Source organism: Rhodococcus sp. NPDC057135 (assembly GCF_042670865.1).
Taxonomy (GTDB): Bacteria; Actinomycetota; Actinomycetes; order Mycobacteriales; family Mycobacteriaceae; genus Rhodococcus_F.
In genome coordinates, this window is record NZ_JBHUUU010000026.1 from 1 (window position 1) to 14,725 (window position 14,725).

Consider the following 14,725-nt stretch of genomic DNA (forward strand, 5'->3'; position numbering starts at 1 on the left):
TTCCGGATCAGCAGGCACCTTCTGCGTCACTGCTCCTGGCAGCGTCTCGACGGATTTGTCGATCAGGGGTGACGCTTTGGCTGCTCGCTGAGCGGGGTTGCGCAAAGCATCGATTCCCCCGGCGATGAAGATCGTGGAAAGCAGTGGACGAGCAATTCGACGTACCAGCATGTTTCAAGCCTCCCGATGTAGGTTCGTTTCCACCCTAGCGATCTCACGAGGAATTGGTCCGGTTCGGCGATCCGGCGACGCCCGACCCGGCTGACGGATTCCTGGTCGCCGAAGTGCGCTGTCCTGCGTCGATGACTTCGTCGTGGGTTCGGACAACTCGCTCGGAAGTATCCGTTACCGCGTATCCGCCCACGGCGTGTTCGAAGGCGGCACACAATGCAGACCGATCGACCACCATGGTGCGGTGACTACGAAGATGACACAGAACTTCGGCTCGACCCTTCCTGCCGGTTGGGGACAACTCTCAGCCGAGGAGAACGAGCGACACTGGGCGATGTTTCGCGCCCGCTTCGGATTCACTCCCGGCATCGACGCAAGATCTTGGCCCGCCATCGCTGAGCCGACGCCGTCTGTGGTCTTCGATTTGGGTGCAGCGCCATCTGAGACGCCGGGGGCGTGGGCCGCTCGCGTCGATGCGATCAACGCCGAAGCGTTGCGCTGTTTTGTCACCGACTGGAACGACGATCCCAACTTCGTCGTACTGGATTGGCAGCATCCGGGCTACACCTTCGACGCGGAGTCACATGCCGCTGCGCAGGAGTTGGCGGAGTGGCGTGTCCCGGTCTATCCGAACGGCGATTACTACATATTCGGGCATGACGAATTCAGAGAAGGAACCTTCGGCCATCCGTGGGAACGCACGTTGTGCGTGTTCGGTGAACGGATGGTCGAAGGCCTGGGCCGGACTCTGACGACCTGGCTCCCACGACTTCGAGTCAATGGCGAACAGGTCAGAAATGAACGGGCCGACTAGCGGGCTTCAGTTCAGATGGGTGAGACGTCACCAACCGCGTTCGCGCCACTCCGCCAAGTGCGGACGCTCGGCGCCCAGTGTCGTGTCCTTGCCGTGCCCCGGGTAGACGACGGTTGCGTCGTCGTACCTTCCGAACAGCTTGTTTTCCACGTCGTCGAGTAGGGAAGTGAACTTCTCGGGGTCGGCGGTCTTTCCGACGCCTCCGGGGAAGAGTGAATCTCCGGTGAAGAGGTGAACCTGCCCGCTCGGTTCGGTGAGAGCCAGTGCAATGGAGCCGGGCGTGTGGCCGGACAGGTGAATGACGTCGAGGCTCAAGTTGCCAACGTTCACCTTGTCGCCGTCTTCGAGGAGAACGTCCGGGGTGACGGGAAGGACATCCGCGTCGAGGGGGTGTGCGGCGGTCGGCACCTTGGTTGCGGCGTGAACGTCCTCAAGGGCCAACCAGTGATCGCCGTGCTGGTGGGTGGTGACGATGGAATCGAAAACAGGTGCTTCCTGTTCGATGAGCGCGATGATCTTCTCGGCTTCGTTGGCCGCATCGATCAGGAGAGATTTCCCGGTCGTGGAACAGACGACGAGGTAAGTGTTGTTGTCCATGGGGCCGACCGACATCTTCGTGATGACGGCGCCTTCGACTGTGCGCCGCTGAGGGGCAGAATCGGGGGAGACCTGACCGGTGTAGGAGTCGTCGATCACGATGGGCTGATTCGTCATGAATCGCAGGCTACCTTCGAATAGGGGCAGGTAGAGCGATGGGCTCGCTTGGTGAGATAAACGTGTCGGTGGCTCGGCCTACGATGACGATCGCTCGAGGACTCGCGTTTGCGAGGCCGCTCGAGACTTCTCCGGGGGGACGGCCCCAGATGATTGACAATGAAGGGAATTGGTGTGGCGGATCGCCTGATCGTGCGGGGTGCGCGTGAGCACAATCTGCGAGGAGTCGATCTCGACCTCCCGCGAGACAGCCTGATCGTCTTCACCGGGTTGTCGGGCTCCGGCAAGTCCAGCCTCGCCTTCGACACGATCTTCGCCGAAGGTCAGCGCCGCTACGTCGAGTCGCTCTCGGCATACGCGCGTCAGTTCCTCGGTCAGATGGACAAGCCGGACGTGGATTTCATCGAAGGACTGTCTCCTGCGGTGTCGATCGACCAGAAGTCGACCAACCGCAACCCGCGTTCGACGGTGGGCACCATCACCGAGGTCTACGACTACCTCCGACTCCTCTATGCCCGCGCGGGTTCAGCGCACTGCCCGGTGTGTGGTGAGAAGATCGCACGTCAGACGCCCCAGCAGATCGTCGACCAGGTGCTCGAGATGGACGAGGGCATCAAGTTCCAGGTCCTCGCACCGGTGGTTCGTACACGCAAGGGCGAGTTCGTCGATCTCTTCGATCAGCTCAACACTCAGGGCTATTCGCGAGTGCGCGTCGACGGTGTGGTCCATTCACTCGCTGATCCGCCGAAGCTCAAGAAGCAGGAAAAGCACGACATCGAAGTTGTTGTCGACCGCTTGCAGGTCAAGGCGAGCTCGAAGCAGCGCCTGACCGATTCGGTCGAGACCGCCCTTCGATTGGCCGAAGGCATCGTCGTCCTCGACTTCGTCGACCGCGAGGAAAATGCACCTGATCGAGAGCGTCGTTTCTCTGAGAAGCTGGCCTGCCCGAATGGCCACGCTCTTGCCATCGACGATCTCGAACCGCGCTCGTTTTCCTTCAACTCGCCCTACGGTGCCTGCCCCGAATGCACCGGTCTCGGTATCCGCAAGGAGGTCGACCCGGATCTGGTGGTTCCCGATCCCGACCTGAGTCTCGAAGACGGAGCAATCGCGCCGTGGTCGATGGGCCAGAGTTCGGAGTACTTCGGACGTTTGCTGTCCGGCCTCGGCGACATCCTCGGTTTCGACATGAAAACGCCGTGGAACAAGTTGCCGGCGAAGGCCCGCAAAGCGATCCTCGAAGGTAGTGAGGAGCAGGTTCACGTCCGGTACAAAAATCGGTACGGCCGTACCCGTTCTTATTACGCCGAGTTCGAAGGTGTGATGCCGTTCCTGCACCGCCGCCTCGAACAGACTGAGTCCGATCAGATGAAGGAACGCTACGACGGGTACATGCGCGACACCCCGTGCCCGGCGTGTGGTGGAGCGCGCCTGCGCCCGGAAATCCTGTCAGTAACTATCGCGGCTGGAGATTTCGGCAGTAAGTCCATCGCCGAGGTCTGTGAACTCTCCATCTCGGACTGCGCGGACTTCCTAAACAGCCTCACTCTCGGTTCGCGCGAAGAGGCCATTGCGGGTCAGGTCCTCAAGGAAGTTCAGGCGCGCCTCGGGTTCCTGCTCGACGTCGGCCTTGAATACCTGTCTCTCTCGCGTGCCGCAGGCACGTTGTCCGGTGGCGAAGCCCAGCGAATCCGCTTGGCAACGCAGATCGGATCCGGACTCGTCGGCGTGCTGTACGTCCTCGACGAGCCGTCCATCGGCCTGCATCAGCGCGACAACCGGCGACTGATCGAAACTCTGACGCGCTTGCGTGACCTCGGCAACACATTGATCGTGGTCGAGCATGACGAAGACACCATCCGTACATCTGACTGGGTGGTCGACATCGGACCGTACGCCGGCGAGCACGGCGGCAAGGTCGTCCACAGTGGGCCGTACGAAGAACTGCTGACGTGTGAAGAGTCCCTGACCGGCGCCTACCTGTCGGGTCGCAGCTTCATCGAGGTTCCGGCCATTCGTCGGCCGGTGGACCGCAAGCGTCAGGTCACGGTCGTCGGAGCTCGCGAGCACAATCTCGACGGCATCGACGTGAGCTTCCCGCTGGGCGTTCTCACCGCTGTCACCGGTGTCTCCGGTTCGGGTAAGTCGACGTTGGTCAACGACATTCTCGCGACCGTCATGGCGAACAAGCTCAACGGTGCACGCCAGGTGCCCGGCCGTCACACACGAATCAACGGTCTCGATCAGCTGGACAAGCTCGTGCAGGTCGATCAGTCTCCGATCGGCCGGACTCCGCGATCGAATGCGGCGACGTACACCGGTGTGTTCGACAAGATCCGAACCCTCTTCGCAGCCACCACGGAAGCGAAGGTCCGCGGATACCAGCCTGGTCGGTTCTCGTTCAACGTCAAGGGCGGACGCTGTGAGGCGTGCTCCGGCGACGGAACGCTGAAGATCGAGATGAACTTCTTGCCGGACGTCTACGTGCCGTGCGAGGTGTGCCACGGCGCTCGGTACAACCGCGAAACGCTCGAGGTCCACTACAAGGGCAAGTCGATCGCCGAGGTTCTCGACATGCCGATCGAGGAAGCAGCCGAGTTCTTCCAACCGGTCACCTCCATTCACCGGTACCTCAAGACTCTGGTCGACGTCGGTCTGGGCTACGTTCGACTGGGTCAGCCGGCTCCCACCCTGTCCGGCGGTGAGGCACAACGCGTCAAGCTCGCCGCCGAACTGCAGAAACGGTCGACCGGCCGGACCGTGTACATCCTCGACGAGCCCACCACGGGTCTGCATTTCGAGGACATCCGCAAGCTCTTGATCGTGATCAACGGTCTGGTCGAAAAGGGCAACAGCGTGATCGTGATCGAGCACAACCTCGACGTGATCAAGACGTCGGACTGGGTCGTCGACATGGGGCCCGAAGGTGGATCCGGCGGCGGAACCGTTGTGGCGCAAGGTACTCCGGAAGACGTTGCCGCGGTCCCCGAGAGCTACACGGGCAAGTTCCTCAGTGAAGTTCTCACCGCACAGCACGCACCGGTCAAGGCCAAGCCGATCACCAAGAAGCGCGCAACGAAGGCAGTTGCAACTAAGAAGGCTGCGCCACGGAAGAAAGCTGCTTCCGTGAGCTAGCAGAACGTGAGTAGGTAGAAGTCGGTCAGTGATGCCGGGTCGGAATCGACCCGGCATCACCGCTCTGTCGGTCAGGAAGCGGTGGCCTCGAGGATCACCTGGGCAACGTCTTCGGGGCGCGACCACATCGGCCAATGGCCGGTCGGGAGGTCGACATACGTCACTGGGAGTTTCGCCAGTTCCGCGGCCATCGGATGACCCCCGTCGGCCATCTGGGCGATCACCGCTGACGGGAACGTGCTGCAAACGACGGTTGACGGCACCTGGTAGCGCTTCTCGTTCGTCAGGACAATCGGCTCACGTGCCGGCCCGGCCGGTTCGGGGACGGCGTTGGTGCGAAACGCGTCGAGAGCTTTCTCGTCGAGTCCTTCGAGGCTGCTGCCGTCTGCTTCGAGTTCTGCCCACGTCGGCAGAGGTATCTCGACGACATCTGCGGCCAAATCCGGCCGCAGCGCTGCGCCGTCGGGCATCGGGCCCGAGTCGACGTAGACGATCCGAGCGACGCGATCCGGGATGCGATCGGTGACTGCGTACCCCACCGGGCCGGCGCCGCTGTGAACGACCAGGACCGTGCGTTCGTCGGAATCCGTTACAGCGTCGATGACTGCGCGGACGTGGGCGTCGAAGGTGACCGCTGATCGATCTGCATCGACGGCGTCGAGTCCGGGCAGCGTCAGACTGGTCACGCGGGTGTCGGAACGCTCGAGGTGCGGGAGGACTGCATCCCATGCCCATGAACCGAGCCAGAATCCGGGAACAAGAACGATGTGAGTTTTCATGTACTCACTGTGCAGCCGGGATGGTGACAACGGACTGTCACTAATTATGTCACCGTTTGGTATCGAAATCTGAGACACTTGTGAGTGTGAATCGAGCTGCGAGATTGCATGCTCTTGTCGAGGAGCTTCGGCGACAGGGTGAACGAGGGACTACGTGTTCCCGATTGTCCGAGGAATTCGGTGTCACCACCCGAACGATCAAACGCGATATCGAGACGCTGATGATGTCGGGTGCGGCGATCGAGGCGCGCTCAGGTCCTGGGGGTGGATACCGACTCGTAGGTCGCGCCACGCTACCGCCGGTGAATTTCACTGTTCCGCAAGCAGTTTCAATCGCGTTGGCGTTGACGGCGATGGGCGATGCTCCGTTTGCGCCGGATGGACGTGCGGCGCTGGCGAAACTGCTCGACGTGATGGACGAGGAGAGTCGTCGTAAGGTCGCCGAACTCGGTGGCCGCGTGTGGATTCGCGGAGACGTCGGGGCTCTGACGGATTCGCGCGCGAACCGGCAGGCAGTCGAGCAGGGTCTCGAACAGAGTCGCGTCGTGTCGTTGCACTATGTGGATGGGGACGGTTCGGAGACGGTGCGGGCAGTTGAGCCGCACATTCTGGCGCAGGACCGTGGACTGTGGTTTCTCATCGGCTGGTGTCGCCAGCGCGACGCCGTGCGATGGTTTCGACTCGATCGAATGCGTCGGGCCACGCTGACGAACAATCACTTCACACCACGGGATTCGAGCGTCTTCGGCCAACCGCCCGACGACGCTCGGCCTGTTGCGCCCCGAAGGTGAGCGACTCAGTCGATCATGTTGCGGGCTGCGGCAACGGAATCCGTGATCAGCTCGGTCAAGACGGCTGGGTCGACGTCGCTCAGCCGTTTGACGTACAGGCAGCCTTTACCGATCTTGTGCTTGCCGAGGCGCGCGAGCGTGTCCGTGTAATCGTCGAAGTTCAGCGACAAGTACAACGTGAGTGCGGTGGCCCTGGGGGAGAACCCGATCAGTGGAGTGTCTCCCTCGTGGCCACTCGCATACCGGTAGTGCCGTGCCCCGAATCCGATGATGCTCGAGCCCCACATCACAGCAGGCTCGCCCGTGGCGGCCGACAGCAAGGAGATCAACTCCACACTGTCGGCGCGCTTGCGATCGTCGACGCGGGAAATGAACGCGTCGACGTCCTCGGGCGTCGGTCGAGTCTTGTTGGCGGTTGCCAACTCAGTAGACCGGGCCGGTGAACTTCTCGCCCGGTCCCTTTCCTGGCTCGTCCGGATGCGAGGAGGCCTCACGGAATGCGCGCTGCAAGGCTTGGAGGCCTTCGCGGATGGGCCCGGCGTGGGGGCCGAGGTACTCCACCGACGCAGTCACCAGTCCGGCAAGCGCGGTGATGACTCGACGCGCTTCGTCGAGGTCGAGGTAGGGGCTGGAAGACGGGTCGGCATCGGAGAGGCCGAGTTTTTCGGCAGCCGAACTCATCAGCATCACTGCGGCGCGGCTGATGACCTCGACCGCGGGAACTTCGGAGAGTTCGCGGACGTCGGGATTCGCGCCGTCGGTGTTCTGATCTGCCTCGAAGTTCTCACTCATGGATGTAAGGATTCCATCAGGCCGTGATCGCGTTGAATCGGGCCTCTCCCCGATGTGGGGGACCGGCACCGATTTCTTTCATCTCCGGCGACCTGTTACTCTTGTTGCAACGACCGCCTCCGACTTGTTCGGGGGCAGCAAGTGGAGTCCGACTCCCACCTCTGCACGGCAGGTAATACTGCAGTTCAGCGGTTCCGGTCACCTGATAGCGAAGATCCGTTCTTGTAATGGAGATCAGTTCTTCGTCAGGTTCCTCGCACAGTCGAGGAGATAAGTTTTGGCGTGAGCTGGATCTTATGTGATCGGTCGACATCGGGCCCCGCGGATGAGCAATCATCACAGCGGGGCTTTTTTGTTGGGGTGCGGGCGGTACGGGCTGCGTGCGGTCATGAAGACCGCACCGTTCAACCTAGGAGGCCCCATCAGCACTGAGACCCGCATCAACGATCGTATCCGCGTTCCCGAGGTTCGTTTGGTCGGACCTGGCGGCGAACAGGTAGGCATCGTGCGTGTTGAAGATGCACTCCGCTTGGCCCTTGAGGCCGACCTCGACCTGGTCGAGGTAGCTCCTGATGCCCGTCCACCGGTCTGCAAGATCATGGACTACGGCAAGTTCAAGTACGAGGCTGCACAGAAGGCACGTGAGTCACGTAAGAACCAGCAGCTGACGGTCATCAAGGAGCAGAAGCTCCGACCCAAGATCGACGACCACGACTACGAGACCAAGAAGCGCAACGTCGTTCGCTTCCTCGAAGCCGGTTCCAAGGTCAAGGTCACGATCATGTTCCGCGGACGTGAGCAGTCACGCCCCGAACTCGGCTACCGCCTTCTGCAGCGTCTGGGAGCAGACGTCGCAGATCTCGGATTCGTCGAAACCTCGGCAAAGCAGGACGGCCGAAACATGACGATGGTGTTGGCACCGCACAAGGGCGCCAAGACTCGCGTCAAGGCGCAGGAGAGCGCTCAGGCGCCAGTGGCTCAGGCCGCACCGCGTCCGGCTCCGGCCGCACCGGCTACGAGTGAAGCAGCTCCGGAAGCACCGGCGACCGGCGATGCCGCTCCCGAGGCTCCGGCCAGCTAGTCGATTTCCCAAGATCCACCACGTAACAAGAACTGAGGACTCCATGCCCAAGATGAAGAGCCACAGCGGCGCCTCGAAGCGATTCAAGGTGTCCGGCAGCGGAAAGCTCATGCGCCAGAAGGCCGGCCGTCGCCACCTTCTCGAGCACAAGTCCAGCAGGGTTACCCGTCGTCTCGACGGTGTCGCTGTTGTCAGCCCTGACGACGCTCCGCGCATCAAGCGCATGCTCGGCATCTGAGTCGCCCCCTTACTGACCACCCGGGGTCGTACTTTAAGCCCCTAGATTGACAGGATTTTTCAAGTGGCACGCGTAAAGAGGGCGGTCAACGCCCAGAAGAAGCGTCGTTCAATTCTTGCTGCATCCAGCGGCTACCGTGGACAGCGTTCGCGTCTGTACACCAAGGCCAAGGAGCAGCAGCTCCACTCGCTCACCTACGCGTACCGCGACCGTCGTGCGCGCAAGGGCGAGTTCCGCAAGCTGTGGATCACGCGTATCAACGCTGCAGCTCGCGCAAACGACATCACGTACAACCGCCTCATCCAGGGCCTGCGCCTGGCAGAGGTCGAGGTCGACCGCAAGATCCTGGCTGAGCTCGCTGTCTCCGATGCCGAGGCCTTTGCCGGCCTGGTCGCACTCGCGAAGGCCGCTCTGCCGGCTGACGTGAACGCTCCTGCCGGAGAAGCAGCCTGATTCACGCATCACAGCAACGGCCCGTGGACCCGCTCACCGAGCGGACTCCGCGGGTCGTTTCTGCTGTCAAGCTCCTGCGCACAGCAGAACGACGTAAAGCAGGACGTTTCCTCGTCGAAGGCGAGAACTCGGTCACCGAACTGTTGAACGGTGCGCTCGCGAACGGCGAGAACCGCCCGGTCCACGACCTCTTCTACACAGAAGACGCAGCCGAGCGGTATCAGCACGTCATCGATCGGGCGCTGACCGCGGGAGTTCGCGTTTCTCTTGTCACCGATCGGGCAATCAAAGCTCTGAGCGATACCGTCACGCCGCCCGGTCTTGTTGCTGTCAGTGATCTCCTCGACGTACAGCTGAGCGCAGCCGTCAACCAGGACACCCGCCTGCTCGCAGTGCCGGTCGAGGTCAACGAACCCGGCAATGCCGGCACCGTCATTCGCATCGCCGACGCGGTGGGCGCCGATGCGGCAATCCTCGCCGGTGACAGCGTCGATCCGCACAACGGCAAGGTGGTTCGTTCGTCGGCGGGCAGCCTCTTTCACCTGCCGGTTGTCCGCGAACGAGACACGGTGTCGGTGATCGAACAGATTCGCGCCGCCGGCATTCAAATTCTCGCGACCGCGGCCGACGGCGAGGTCGATCTCGACGAGGCCGACGAGTTGCTGAGCAAGCCGACGGCCTGGCTGTTCGGAAACGAAGCTCACGGTCTCGATCCGGCGATCGCAGCGCAGGCCGATCATCGGGTGCGGATTCCGATCCACGGCCGCGCCGAAAGTCTGAACCTTGCAACAGCGGCGGCAATTTGCCTGTATGCAAGCGCGAGGGTGCAGAATCGCACGACCGATCGCAGCTGAAAACGCGCGCGAAGACCTCACGGAATCCCATTTGCGGAAGCCTGAGACAATACAAGAGCAGAGACAATGCTCGAACGGGCTCGAAAGCTCGCAAGCAGTACGAGAAGCAAACCGAGAAGCGACAGGAGTGTCACAGCCGTGGCCAAAAATGAGGGCGCGACACCGCCGGAGGTCGACGCGAGTGTGCTCACCGAAGAGGCGTTGACCGCTGCGGCTGAGAATGCCGAGAAGGCGCTCGCGGAAGCCGCTGACCTGGATGCGCTGGCGCACGTCAAGGTGGAGCATCTGGGGGACAAGTCCCCGATCGCCCTCGCTCGCCGGGGACTCGGCAGCCTTCCGGGTAAGGAAAAGGCGGACGCAGGCAAGCGCGTCAACATCTTCCGCACCCGGATCAACAACGCGTACGACGCTCGTCGTGAGGTCCTTCTCGCCGAGCGTGACGCCGCGGTGTTGGTCGCCGAGGCAATCGACGTCACTCTGCCCTCCGATCGCCACCCTGTTGGTGCGCGTCACCCGATCAGCCTGATTTCCGAGCAGGTCGCCGACGTATTCGTCGCGATGGGTTGGGAAGTTGCCGAGGGCCCAGAGGTGGAGACCGAGCACTTCAACTTCGACGCGCTCAACTTCTTGCCGGATCACCCTGCCCGCACGATGCAGGACACCTTCCACCTGGCGCCCGAGAACTCTCGCCAGGTGCTGCGAACCCACACCTCACCCGTGCAGGTCCGCACGATGCTCTCGCGTGAGGTGCCGATCTACGTGGTGTGCCCGGGTCGCACGTTCCGCACCGACGAACTCGATGCGACCCACACGCCTGTCTTCTCGCAGGTCGAAGGACTGGCCGTCGACAAGGGCCTGACGATGGCCAACCTGCGCGGAACTCTCGACGCGTTCGCTCGCGCCCTTTTCGGCCCCGAGACGCGTACCCGTATGCGCCCCAACTACTTCCCGTTCACGGAACCGTCGGCAGAGGTCGACGTGTGGTTCGCGAACAAGAAGGGCGGGGCGGGCTGGGTCGAGTGGGGTGGCTGCGGCATGGTCAACCCGAACGTTCTGCGCGCCAGCGGTATCGATCCTGACGAGTACTCGGGTTTCGCATTCGGAATGGGCCTCGAGCGGACCCTGCAGTTCCGCAACGGCATCCCGGACATGCGTGACATCGTCGAAGGCGACGTGCGTTTCACGCTGCCCTTCGGTGTCGCAGGCTAACTGACCCGGTACGCGGAACCTTCACAAAGACTTATCGACAAACGAGAGAGCTGAGCAGACGTGCGAGTAGCGCAATCCTGGCTGACCGAGATCCTGCAGCGGGCAACTCCGGACTGGGAGGTGACCCCGGAAGAGTTGGACGCCGGGTTCGTCCGGGTAGGACTCGAAGTCGAGGAACTCGACACACTCGAGGCGATCGACGGCCCCTTGGTCGTCGGCAAGGTCGTCTCCATCACCGAACTGACCGAGTTCAAGAAGCCGATCCGCTTCTGTCAGGTCGAGGTCGGTGAGCCCGAGCCTCGCGGCATCGTCTGCGGCGCGCGCAATTTCAACGAGGGCGACCTCGTCGTCGTTGCACTGCCCGGCGCTGTGCTGCCCGGCGGATTCGAAATCGCCACTCGCAAGACGTACGGCCAGGTGTCCGACGGCATGATCTGCTCCGTCTCGGAACTCGGTATCGGCAAGGACCATTCGGGCATTCTGGTGCTCGAGCCCGGTACCGCCGAACCCGGCGCCGATGGCAACGAGTTGCTCGGTCTCGGTGACACGATCATCGAACTGAACATCACCCCGGACCGTGGCTACTGCTTCTCGGTCCGCGGCCTCACGCGTGAACTCGCCTGCGGATTCGATCTCGAATACGCCGATCCCGCTTCGGTTCCCGCGCATCCGGCCGAGGGTGAAGCCTGGCCGGTGCATCTCGAACCGGAGTCCAAGGCGTCGCGTTTCGTGATGCGAAAGATCACGGGAATCGATCCCGAGGCGGTGAGCCCGTGGTGGCTGCAGCGTCGACTGCTGCTCTCCGGTGTTCGCCCGATCTCGCCGGCCGTCGACGTCACCAATTACGTGATGCTCGAACTCGGTCAGCCTCTGCACGCGTTCGACGCGACCGCGGTGCAAGGCGACCTGGTGGTCCGTCGTGCCAAGGCGGGGGAGAAGCTGACGACGCTCGACGACGTCGAACGCACGCTCGATCCCGAAGATGTTGTCATCGCCGACGATTCCGGAGTCATTTCTCTGGCGGCCGTCATGGGCGGCGCCACCACCGAGGTGGGAACTGCAACGACGGACATCCTGCTCGAAGGAGCTACCTGGGATCCGCTCGCAGTCTTCAAGACAGCGCGCCGGCACAAGCTGCCGAGCGAGGCGAGCAAGCGTTTCGAGCGCGTCGTCGATCCGGCGATTCCGCTCGCGGCTGTCGATCGCGCAGCCGCTCTGCTGGTCGAGATTGCCGGCGGACGGATCGAGCCGGTCTTGACCGACGTCGGTGACGTCGCCCCTCGCGCTGCCATTCGCATGGATATCGACCTGCCCGACCGTGTCGCCGGAGTCACGTACCCGAACGGTACCGCCGCTCGCCGCCTCACCCAGGTCGGGTGCAACGTCGAGGTCGGCGTCAGCGAAGAGGGACACGGCCAGTTGGTCGCGACGCCGCCGTCGTGGCGTCCGGACCTGGTGCAGCCTGCAGACCTCGTCGAGGAAGTACTCCGTCTCGAAGGTCTCGAGCAGATCCCGTCGGTTCTTCCCGCCGCTCCGGCCGGACGCGGTTTGACTGCGTCGCAGCGGCGCAAGCGCACGGTCTCGAAGGCTGTCGCTCACGCCGGCTATGTCGAGGTCCTTCCTCCGGTGTTCCTGCCCACCAACGTCTTCGACGTCTGGGGCCTCGACGCGGACGATCCGCGCCGTAACACCAGCAAGGTTCTCAACCCGCTCGAAGCCGATCGTCCGGAGTTGGCGACAACTCTGCTTCCGGGTCTGCTGGAGATCTTGGCTCGCAACGCTTCTCGCGGCCAGCGTGATCTGTCGCTGTACGGCATCGCGCAGGTCGTGCTGCCAGGCCCCGACACCAAGCCCGTTGATGCATTGCCGGTCGATCGCCGTCCGACGGATGAGCAGATCGCAAACCTGATCGCGTCGTTGCCGGCGCAGCCCGTTCACCTCGCTGCTGTGCTGAGTGGATTGCGGGAGCCGAGCGGCCCCTGGGGTCCGGGTCGTCAGGCCGAGGCTTCGGACACTTTTGCAGCAGTGCGGGTCATCGCGGCTGCAGCGGGCGTCGAGGTGGAACTGCGTGCGGCGCAGTATCTGCCGTGGCATCCCGGCCGCTGCGCCGAGGTGCTGGTCGACGGCAATGTTGTCGGTCATGCCGGCGAATTGCACCCGGCTGTTCTCGAGCGTGCCGGACTGCCTGCGCGTACCTGCGCATTGGAAATCGACCTCGACGCTTTGCCGTTGGTCGAGAATCTGCCGGCGCCGCGCATTTCGCCGTTCCCCGCAGTACTCCAGGATGTGGCGGTTGTTGTCGATCGCGACATTCCGGCGGCCAAGGTGCAGGAAGCTCTGCGTTCCGGCGGCGGCGAGCTTCTCGAAGACATTCGCCTGTTCGACGTCTTCGAAGGTGAGCAGGTCGGTGAAGGCCGCAAGTCGCTCGCGTTCGCATTGCGATTCCGCGGCGTCGACCGCACGCTGACCGAGGACGAGGCCAGTGCCGCGCGTGATGCGGCAGTGGAGGCGGCGTCCAAGGCTGTCGGTGCGCAGATGCGGGGCTGATTTTCCCAACTGATCACAGAGCCCACGACCATCCCTGGTGGTCGTGGGCTCTTTCGTGCTATCGATTTCCCGGTGATTCGGTGCGGCTCGGCAACCACACGTCCGGGGCGATCGTCGATGTCCTGCGTCCGTTCTGATCGAGTACGTGACCGAGGAGTTTGCGTAAGTAGAGGACGATCGACCGTTCGCCGACGTGCAGTCCTGGGAATTCTTGGCGCAGGCGAATCTCGAAGGCATCGAGTTCTGCCGGAGAATGCAGCCACAACTGAACAACCAGGTTGTCAGCGCCGACCACGGCGAAGCAATTCCGAACTTCCGGCGCCCGACTCAGTATTCGACCTGCCGCATCGAGAAGTTCGGGTTCGATGCGGCACCACAGAGTGGCGAGTACAGGAAGCCCGGCCAGTGGACGGGCGAATTCACACCGCAGCGCCACCAACCCGGAGGACGTGAGCCGGTCGACCTGGCGTTTGCACGCAGCGGGACTGACACCGATCGCGTCGGCCAACTCCCGCATGGGAGCGCGCCCGTCGTAGGCGAGCATTGTCAGAACCTTGCGATCCTGTTCCGAGATGCCGACTGTGCGTGCTCTTCCGGCTTGACGTGTGTCACCAGTGGTCAGGACACCGCGCTCGGCAGGCGCCAGCGCGTTGAGTCGCCAACGACCTCCTTCGGTGAACCAACGTGTGATGACAGACGTGCGTAGCGCCGATACGCCGTCGATCGTTGCGACCTCCTCCGAAATGAAACGTGACATCGACGCCAAGTCCGCAGTACCGGCCGTGACGAGCAGATCTGCTCTGCCCGTTGATGCTTCGATGGTCACGGCGTGGGCCGAGCAAGTCAGCCGTGCCGCGACGGCGTCGAGAAGAGCAGGTGAGCAATCGATTTCGATGATCGCTGTGACGATGCTGCCCAGCACCTGTGGCCCTGGAGTGACCGTGACCCAGGCCAACGACGATTCGGAGAGTCGATTCCAACGACGGGCGAGAGTCGCGGCGTCGAGTTCGAGTGGTCCGGCCAACGAAAGCCACGTGGATCGAGGTGCGAGCTGGAGCGCATTGATTATCCTCAGATCGATTTCATCTATCCCGCGACCGTTGCCGACATCTTGTGCGCTCATAACGTCATTATCCGGCATATTGCT

The 14,725-nt window shown here is 62.7% G+C and carries 14 protein-coding genes and 1 pseudogene; 9 read left to right on the plus strand and 6 right to left on the minus strand.

Features of this window, described 5'->3' with window-relative positions:
• Positions 1-171: pseudogene (locus tag ACFT1A_RS30115) on the minus strand (DoxX family protein); the annotation flags it as partial.
• 244 nt (positions 172-415) lie between these two features.
• Between ACFT1A_RS30115 and ACFT1A_RS30120 the strand changes: the two are divergent.
• Positions 416-985 (plus strand): DUF2716 domain-containing protein, encoded by a 570-nt coding sequence (locus tag ACFT1A_RS30120; RefSeq protein ID WP_378449999.1) that lies wholly within the window; start codon positions 416-418, stop codon positions 983-985.
• A 27-nt stretch (positions 986-1,012) separates the two neighbouring features.
• On the opposite strand, the gene ACFT1A_RS30125 is transcribed toward ACFT1A_RS30120, so the two are convergent.
• Positions 1,013-1,699 carry an MBL fold metallo-hydrolase gene (locus ACFT1A_RS30125; protein ID WP_378450000.1) on the minus strand — a complete coding sequence of 229 codons (687 nt, stop codon included), beginning with the start codon at positions 1,697-1,699 and terminating at the stop codon, positions 1,013-1,015.
• A 174-nt stretch (positions 1,700-1,873) separates the two neighbouring features.
• Here ACFT1A_RS30125 and uvrA point away from each other — a divergent pair, with 174 nt between their 5' ends.
• Positions 1,874-4,834 (plus strand): excinuclease ABC subunit UvrA, encoded by a 2,961-nt coding sequence (uvrA, locus tag ACFT1A_RS30130; RefSeq protein ID WP_378450022.1) that lies wholly within the window; start codon positions 1,874-1,876, stop codon positions 4,832-4,834.
• Between the two features lie 71 nt (positions 4,835-4,905).
• Here uvrA and ACFT1A_RS30135 read toward each other — a convergent pair whose 3' ends face one another.
• Entirely contained in the window at positions 4,906-5,613 is a 708-nt protein-coding gene (locus ACFT1A_RS30135; protein WP_378450001.1) for an alpha/beta fold hydrolase, read from the minus strand.
• Between the two features lie 80 nt (positions 5,614-5,693).
• Between ACFT1A_RS30135 and ACFT1A_RS30140 the strand changes: the two genes are divergently transcribed.
• Positions 5,694-6,404, plus strand: a complete 711-nt coding sequence (locus ACFT1A_RS30140; protein ID WP_378450002.1) for a helix-turn-helix transcriptional regulator — start codon at positions 5,694-5,696, stop codon at positions 6,402-6,404.
• Between the two features lie 5 nt (positions 6,405-6,409).
• Here the strand turns inward: ACFT1A_RS30140 and ACFT1A_RS30145 are convergent, their stop codons facing one another.
• Both ACFT1A_RS30145 and ACFT1A_RS30150 read right to left on the minus strand, forming a co-directional pair.
• Positions 6,410-6,826, minus strand: a complete 417-nt coding sequence (locus ACFT1A_RS30145) for a DUF1801 domain-containing protein (RefSeq protein ID WP_378450003.1) — start codon at positions 6,824-6,826, stop codon at positions 6,410-6,412.
• 1 nt (position 6,827) lies between these two features.
• A complete protein-coding gene (locus ACFT1A_RS30150; RefSeq protein WP_020907885.1) occupies positions 6,828-7,196 on the minus strand; it encodes a DUF1844 domain-containing protein in 369 nt (122 codons plus the stop codon).
• A 388-nt stretch (positions 7,197-7,584) separates the two neighbouring features.
• On the opposite strand from ACFT1A_RS30150, the gene infC reads away from it, so the two are divergent.
• From infC to pheT, 6 genes are all read left to right on the plus strand, one after another.
• Positions 7,585-8,277, plus strand: coding sequence for a translation initiation factor IF-3 (infC, locus tag ACFT1A_RS30155; RefSeq protein ID WP_378450004.1), 693 nt, complete (start codon positions 7,585-7,587; stop codon positions 8,275-8,277).
• Between the two features lie 43 nt (positions 8,278-8,320).
• A complete protein-coding gene (gene rpmI / locus ACFT1A_RS30160; protein WP_003944043.1) occupies positions 8,321-8,515 on the plus strand; it encodes a 50S ribosomal protein L35 in 195 nt (64 codons plus the stop codon).
• Positions 8,516-8,578: 63 nt separating this feature from the next.
• Positions 8,579-8,968 carry a 50S ribosomal protein L20 gene (rplT, locus tag ACFT1A_RS30165; protein ID WP_019748616.1) on the plus strand — a complete coding sequence of 130 codons (390 nt, stop codon included), beginning with the start codon at positions 8,579-8,581 and terminating at the stop codon, positions 8,966-8,968.
• Between the two features lie 23 nt (positions 8,969-8,991).
• Positions 8,992-9,822 carry a TrmH family RNA methyltransferase gene (locus tag ACFT1A_RS30170; protein WP_378450005.1) on the plus strand — a complete coding sequence of 277 codons (831 nt, stop codon included), beginning with the start codon at positions 8,992-8,994 and terminating at the stop codon, positions 9,820-9,822.
• A 138-nt stretch (positions 9,823-9,960) separates the two neighbouring features.
• Positions 9,961-11,031 carry a phenylalanine--tRNA ligase subunit alpha gene (gene pheS, locus ACFT1A_RS30175; protein WP_378450006.1) on the plus strand — a complete coding sequence of 357 codons (1,071 nt, stop codon included), beginning with the start codon at positions 9,961-9,963 and terminating at the stop codon, positions 11,029-11,031.
• Positions 11,032-11,091: 60 nt separating this feature from the next.
• Positions 11,092-13,578, plus strand: coding sequence for a phenylalanine--tRNA ligase subunit beta (pheT, locus tag ACFT1A_RS30180; protein ID WP_378450007.1), 2,487 nt, complete (start codon positions 11,092-11,094; stop codon positions 13,576-13,578).
• 58 nt (positions 13,579-13,636) lie between these two features.
• Here pheT and ACFT1A_RS30185 read toward each other — a convergent pair whose 3' ends face one another.
• A complete protein-coding gene (locus ACFT1A_RS30185; RefSeq protein WP_378450008.1) occupies positions 13,637-14,701 on the minus strand; it encodes an Lrp/AsnC family transcriptional regulator in 1,065 nt (354 codons plus the stop codon).
• Positions 14,702-14,725: the final 24 nt, after the last annotated feature.

Excerpts from the sequence above, each read along its gene's own strand:
- rpmI (WP_003944043.1), top strand. The coding sequence starts at position 8,321 with ATGCCCAAGATGAAGAGCCACAGCGGCGCCTCGAAGCGATTCAAGGTG.
- ACFT1A_RS30135 (WP_378450001.1), bottom strand. The coding sequence starts at position 5,613 with ATGAAAACTCACATCGTTCTTGTTCCCGGATTCTGGCTCGGTTCATGG.
- infC (WP_378450004.1), top strand. The coding sequence starts at position 7,585 with ATGAAGACCGCACCGTTCAACCTAGGAGGCCCCATCAGCACTGAGACC.
- ACFT1A_RS30125 (WP_378450000.1), bottom strand. The coding sequence starts at position 1,699 with ATGACGAATCAGCCCATCGTGATCGACGACTCCTACACCGGTCAGGTC.
- ACFT1A_RS30185 (WP_378450008.1), bottom strand. The coding sequence starts at position 14,701 with ATGAGCGCACAAGATGTCGGCAACGGTCGCGGGATAGATGAAATCGAT.
- ACFT1A_RS30150 (WP_020907885.1), bottom strand. The coding sequence starts at position 7,196 with ATGAGTGAGAACTTCGAGGCAGATCAGAACACCGACGGCGCGAATCCC.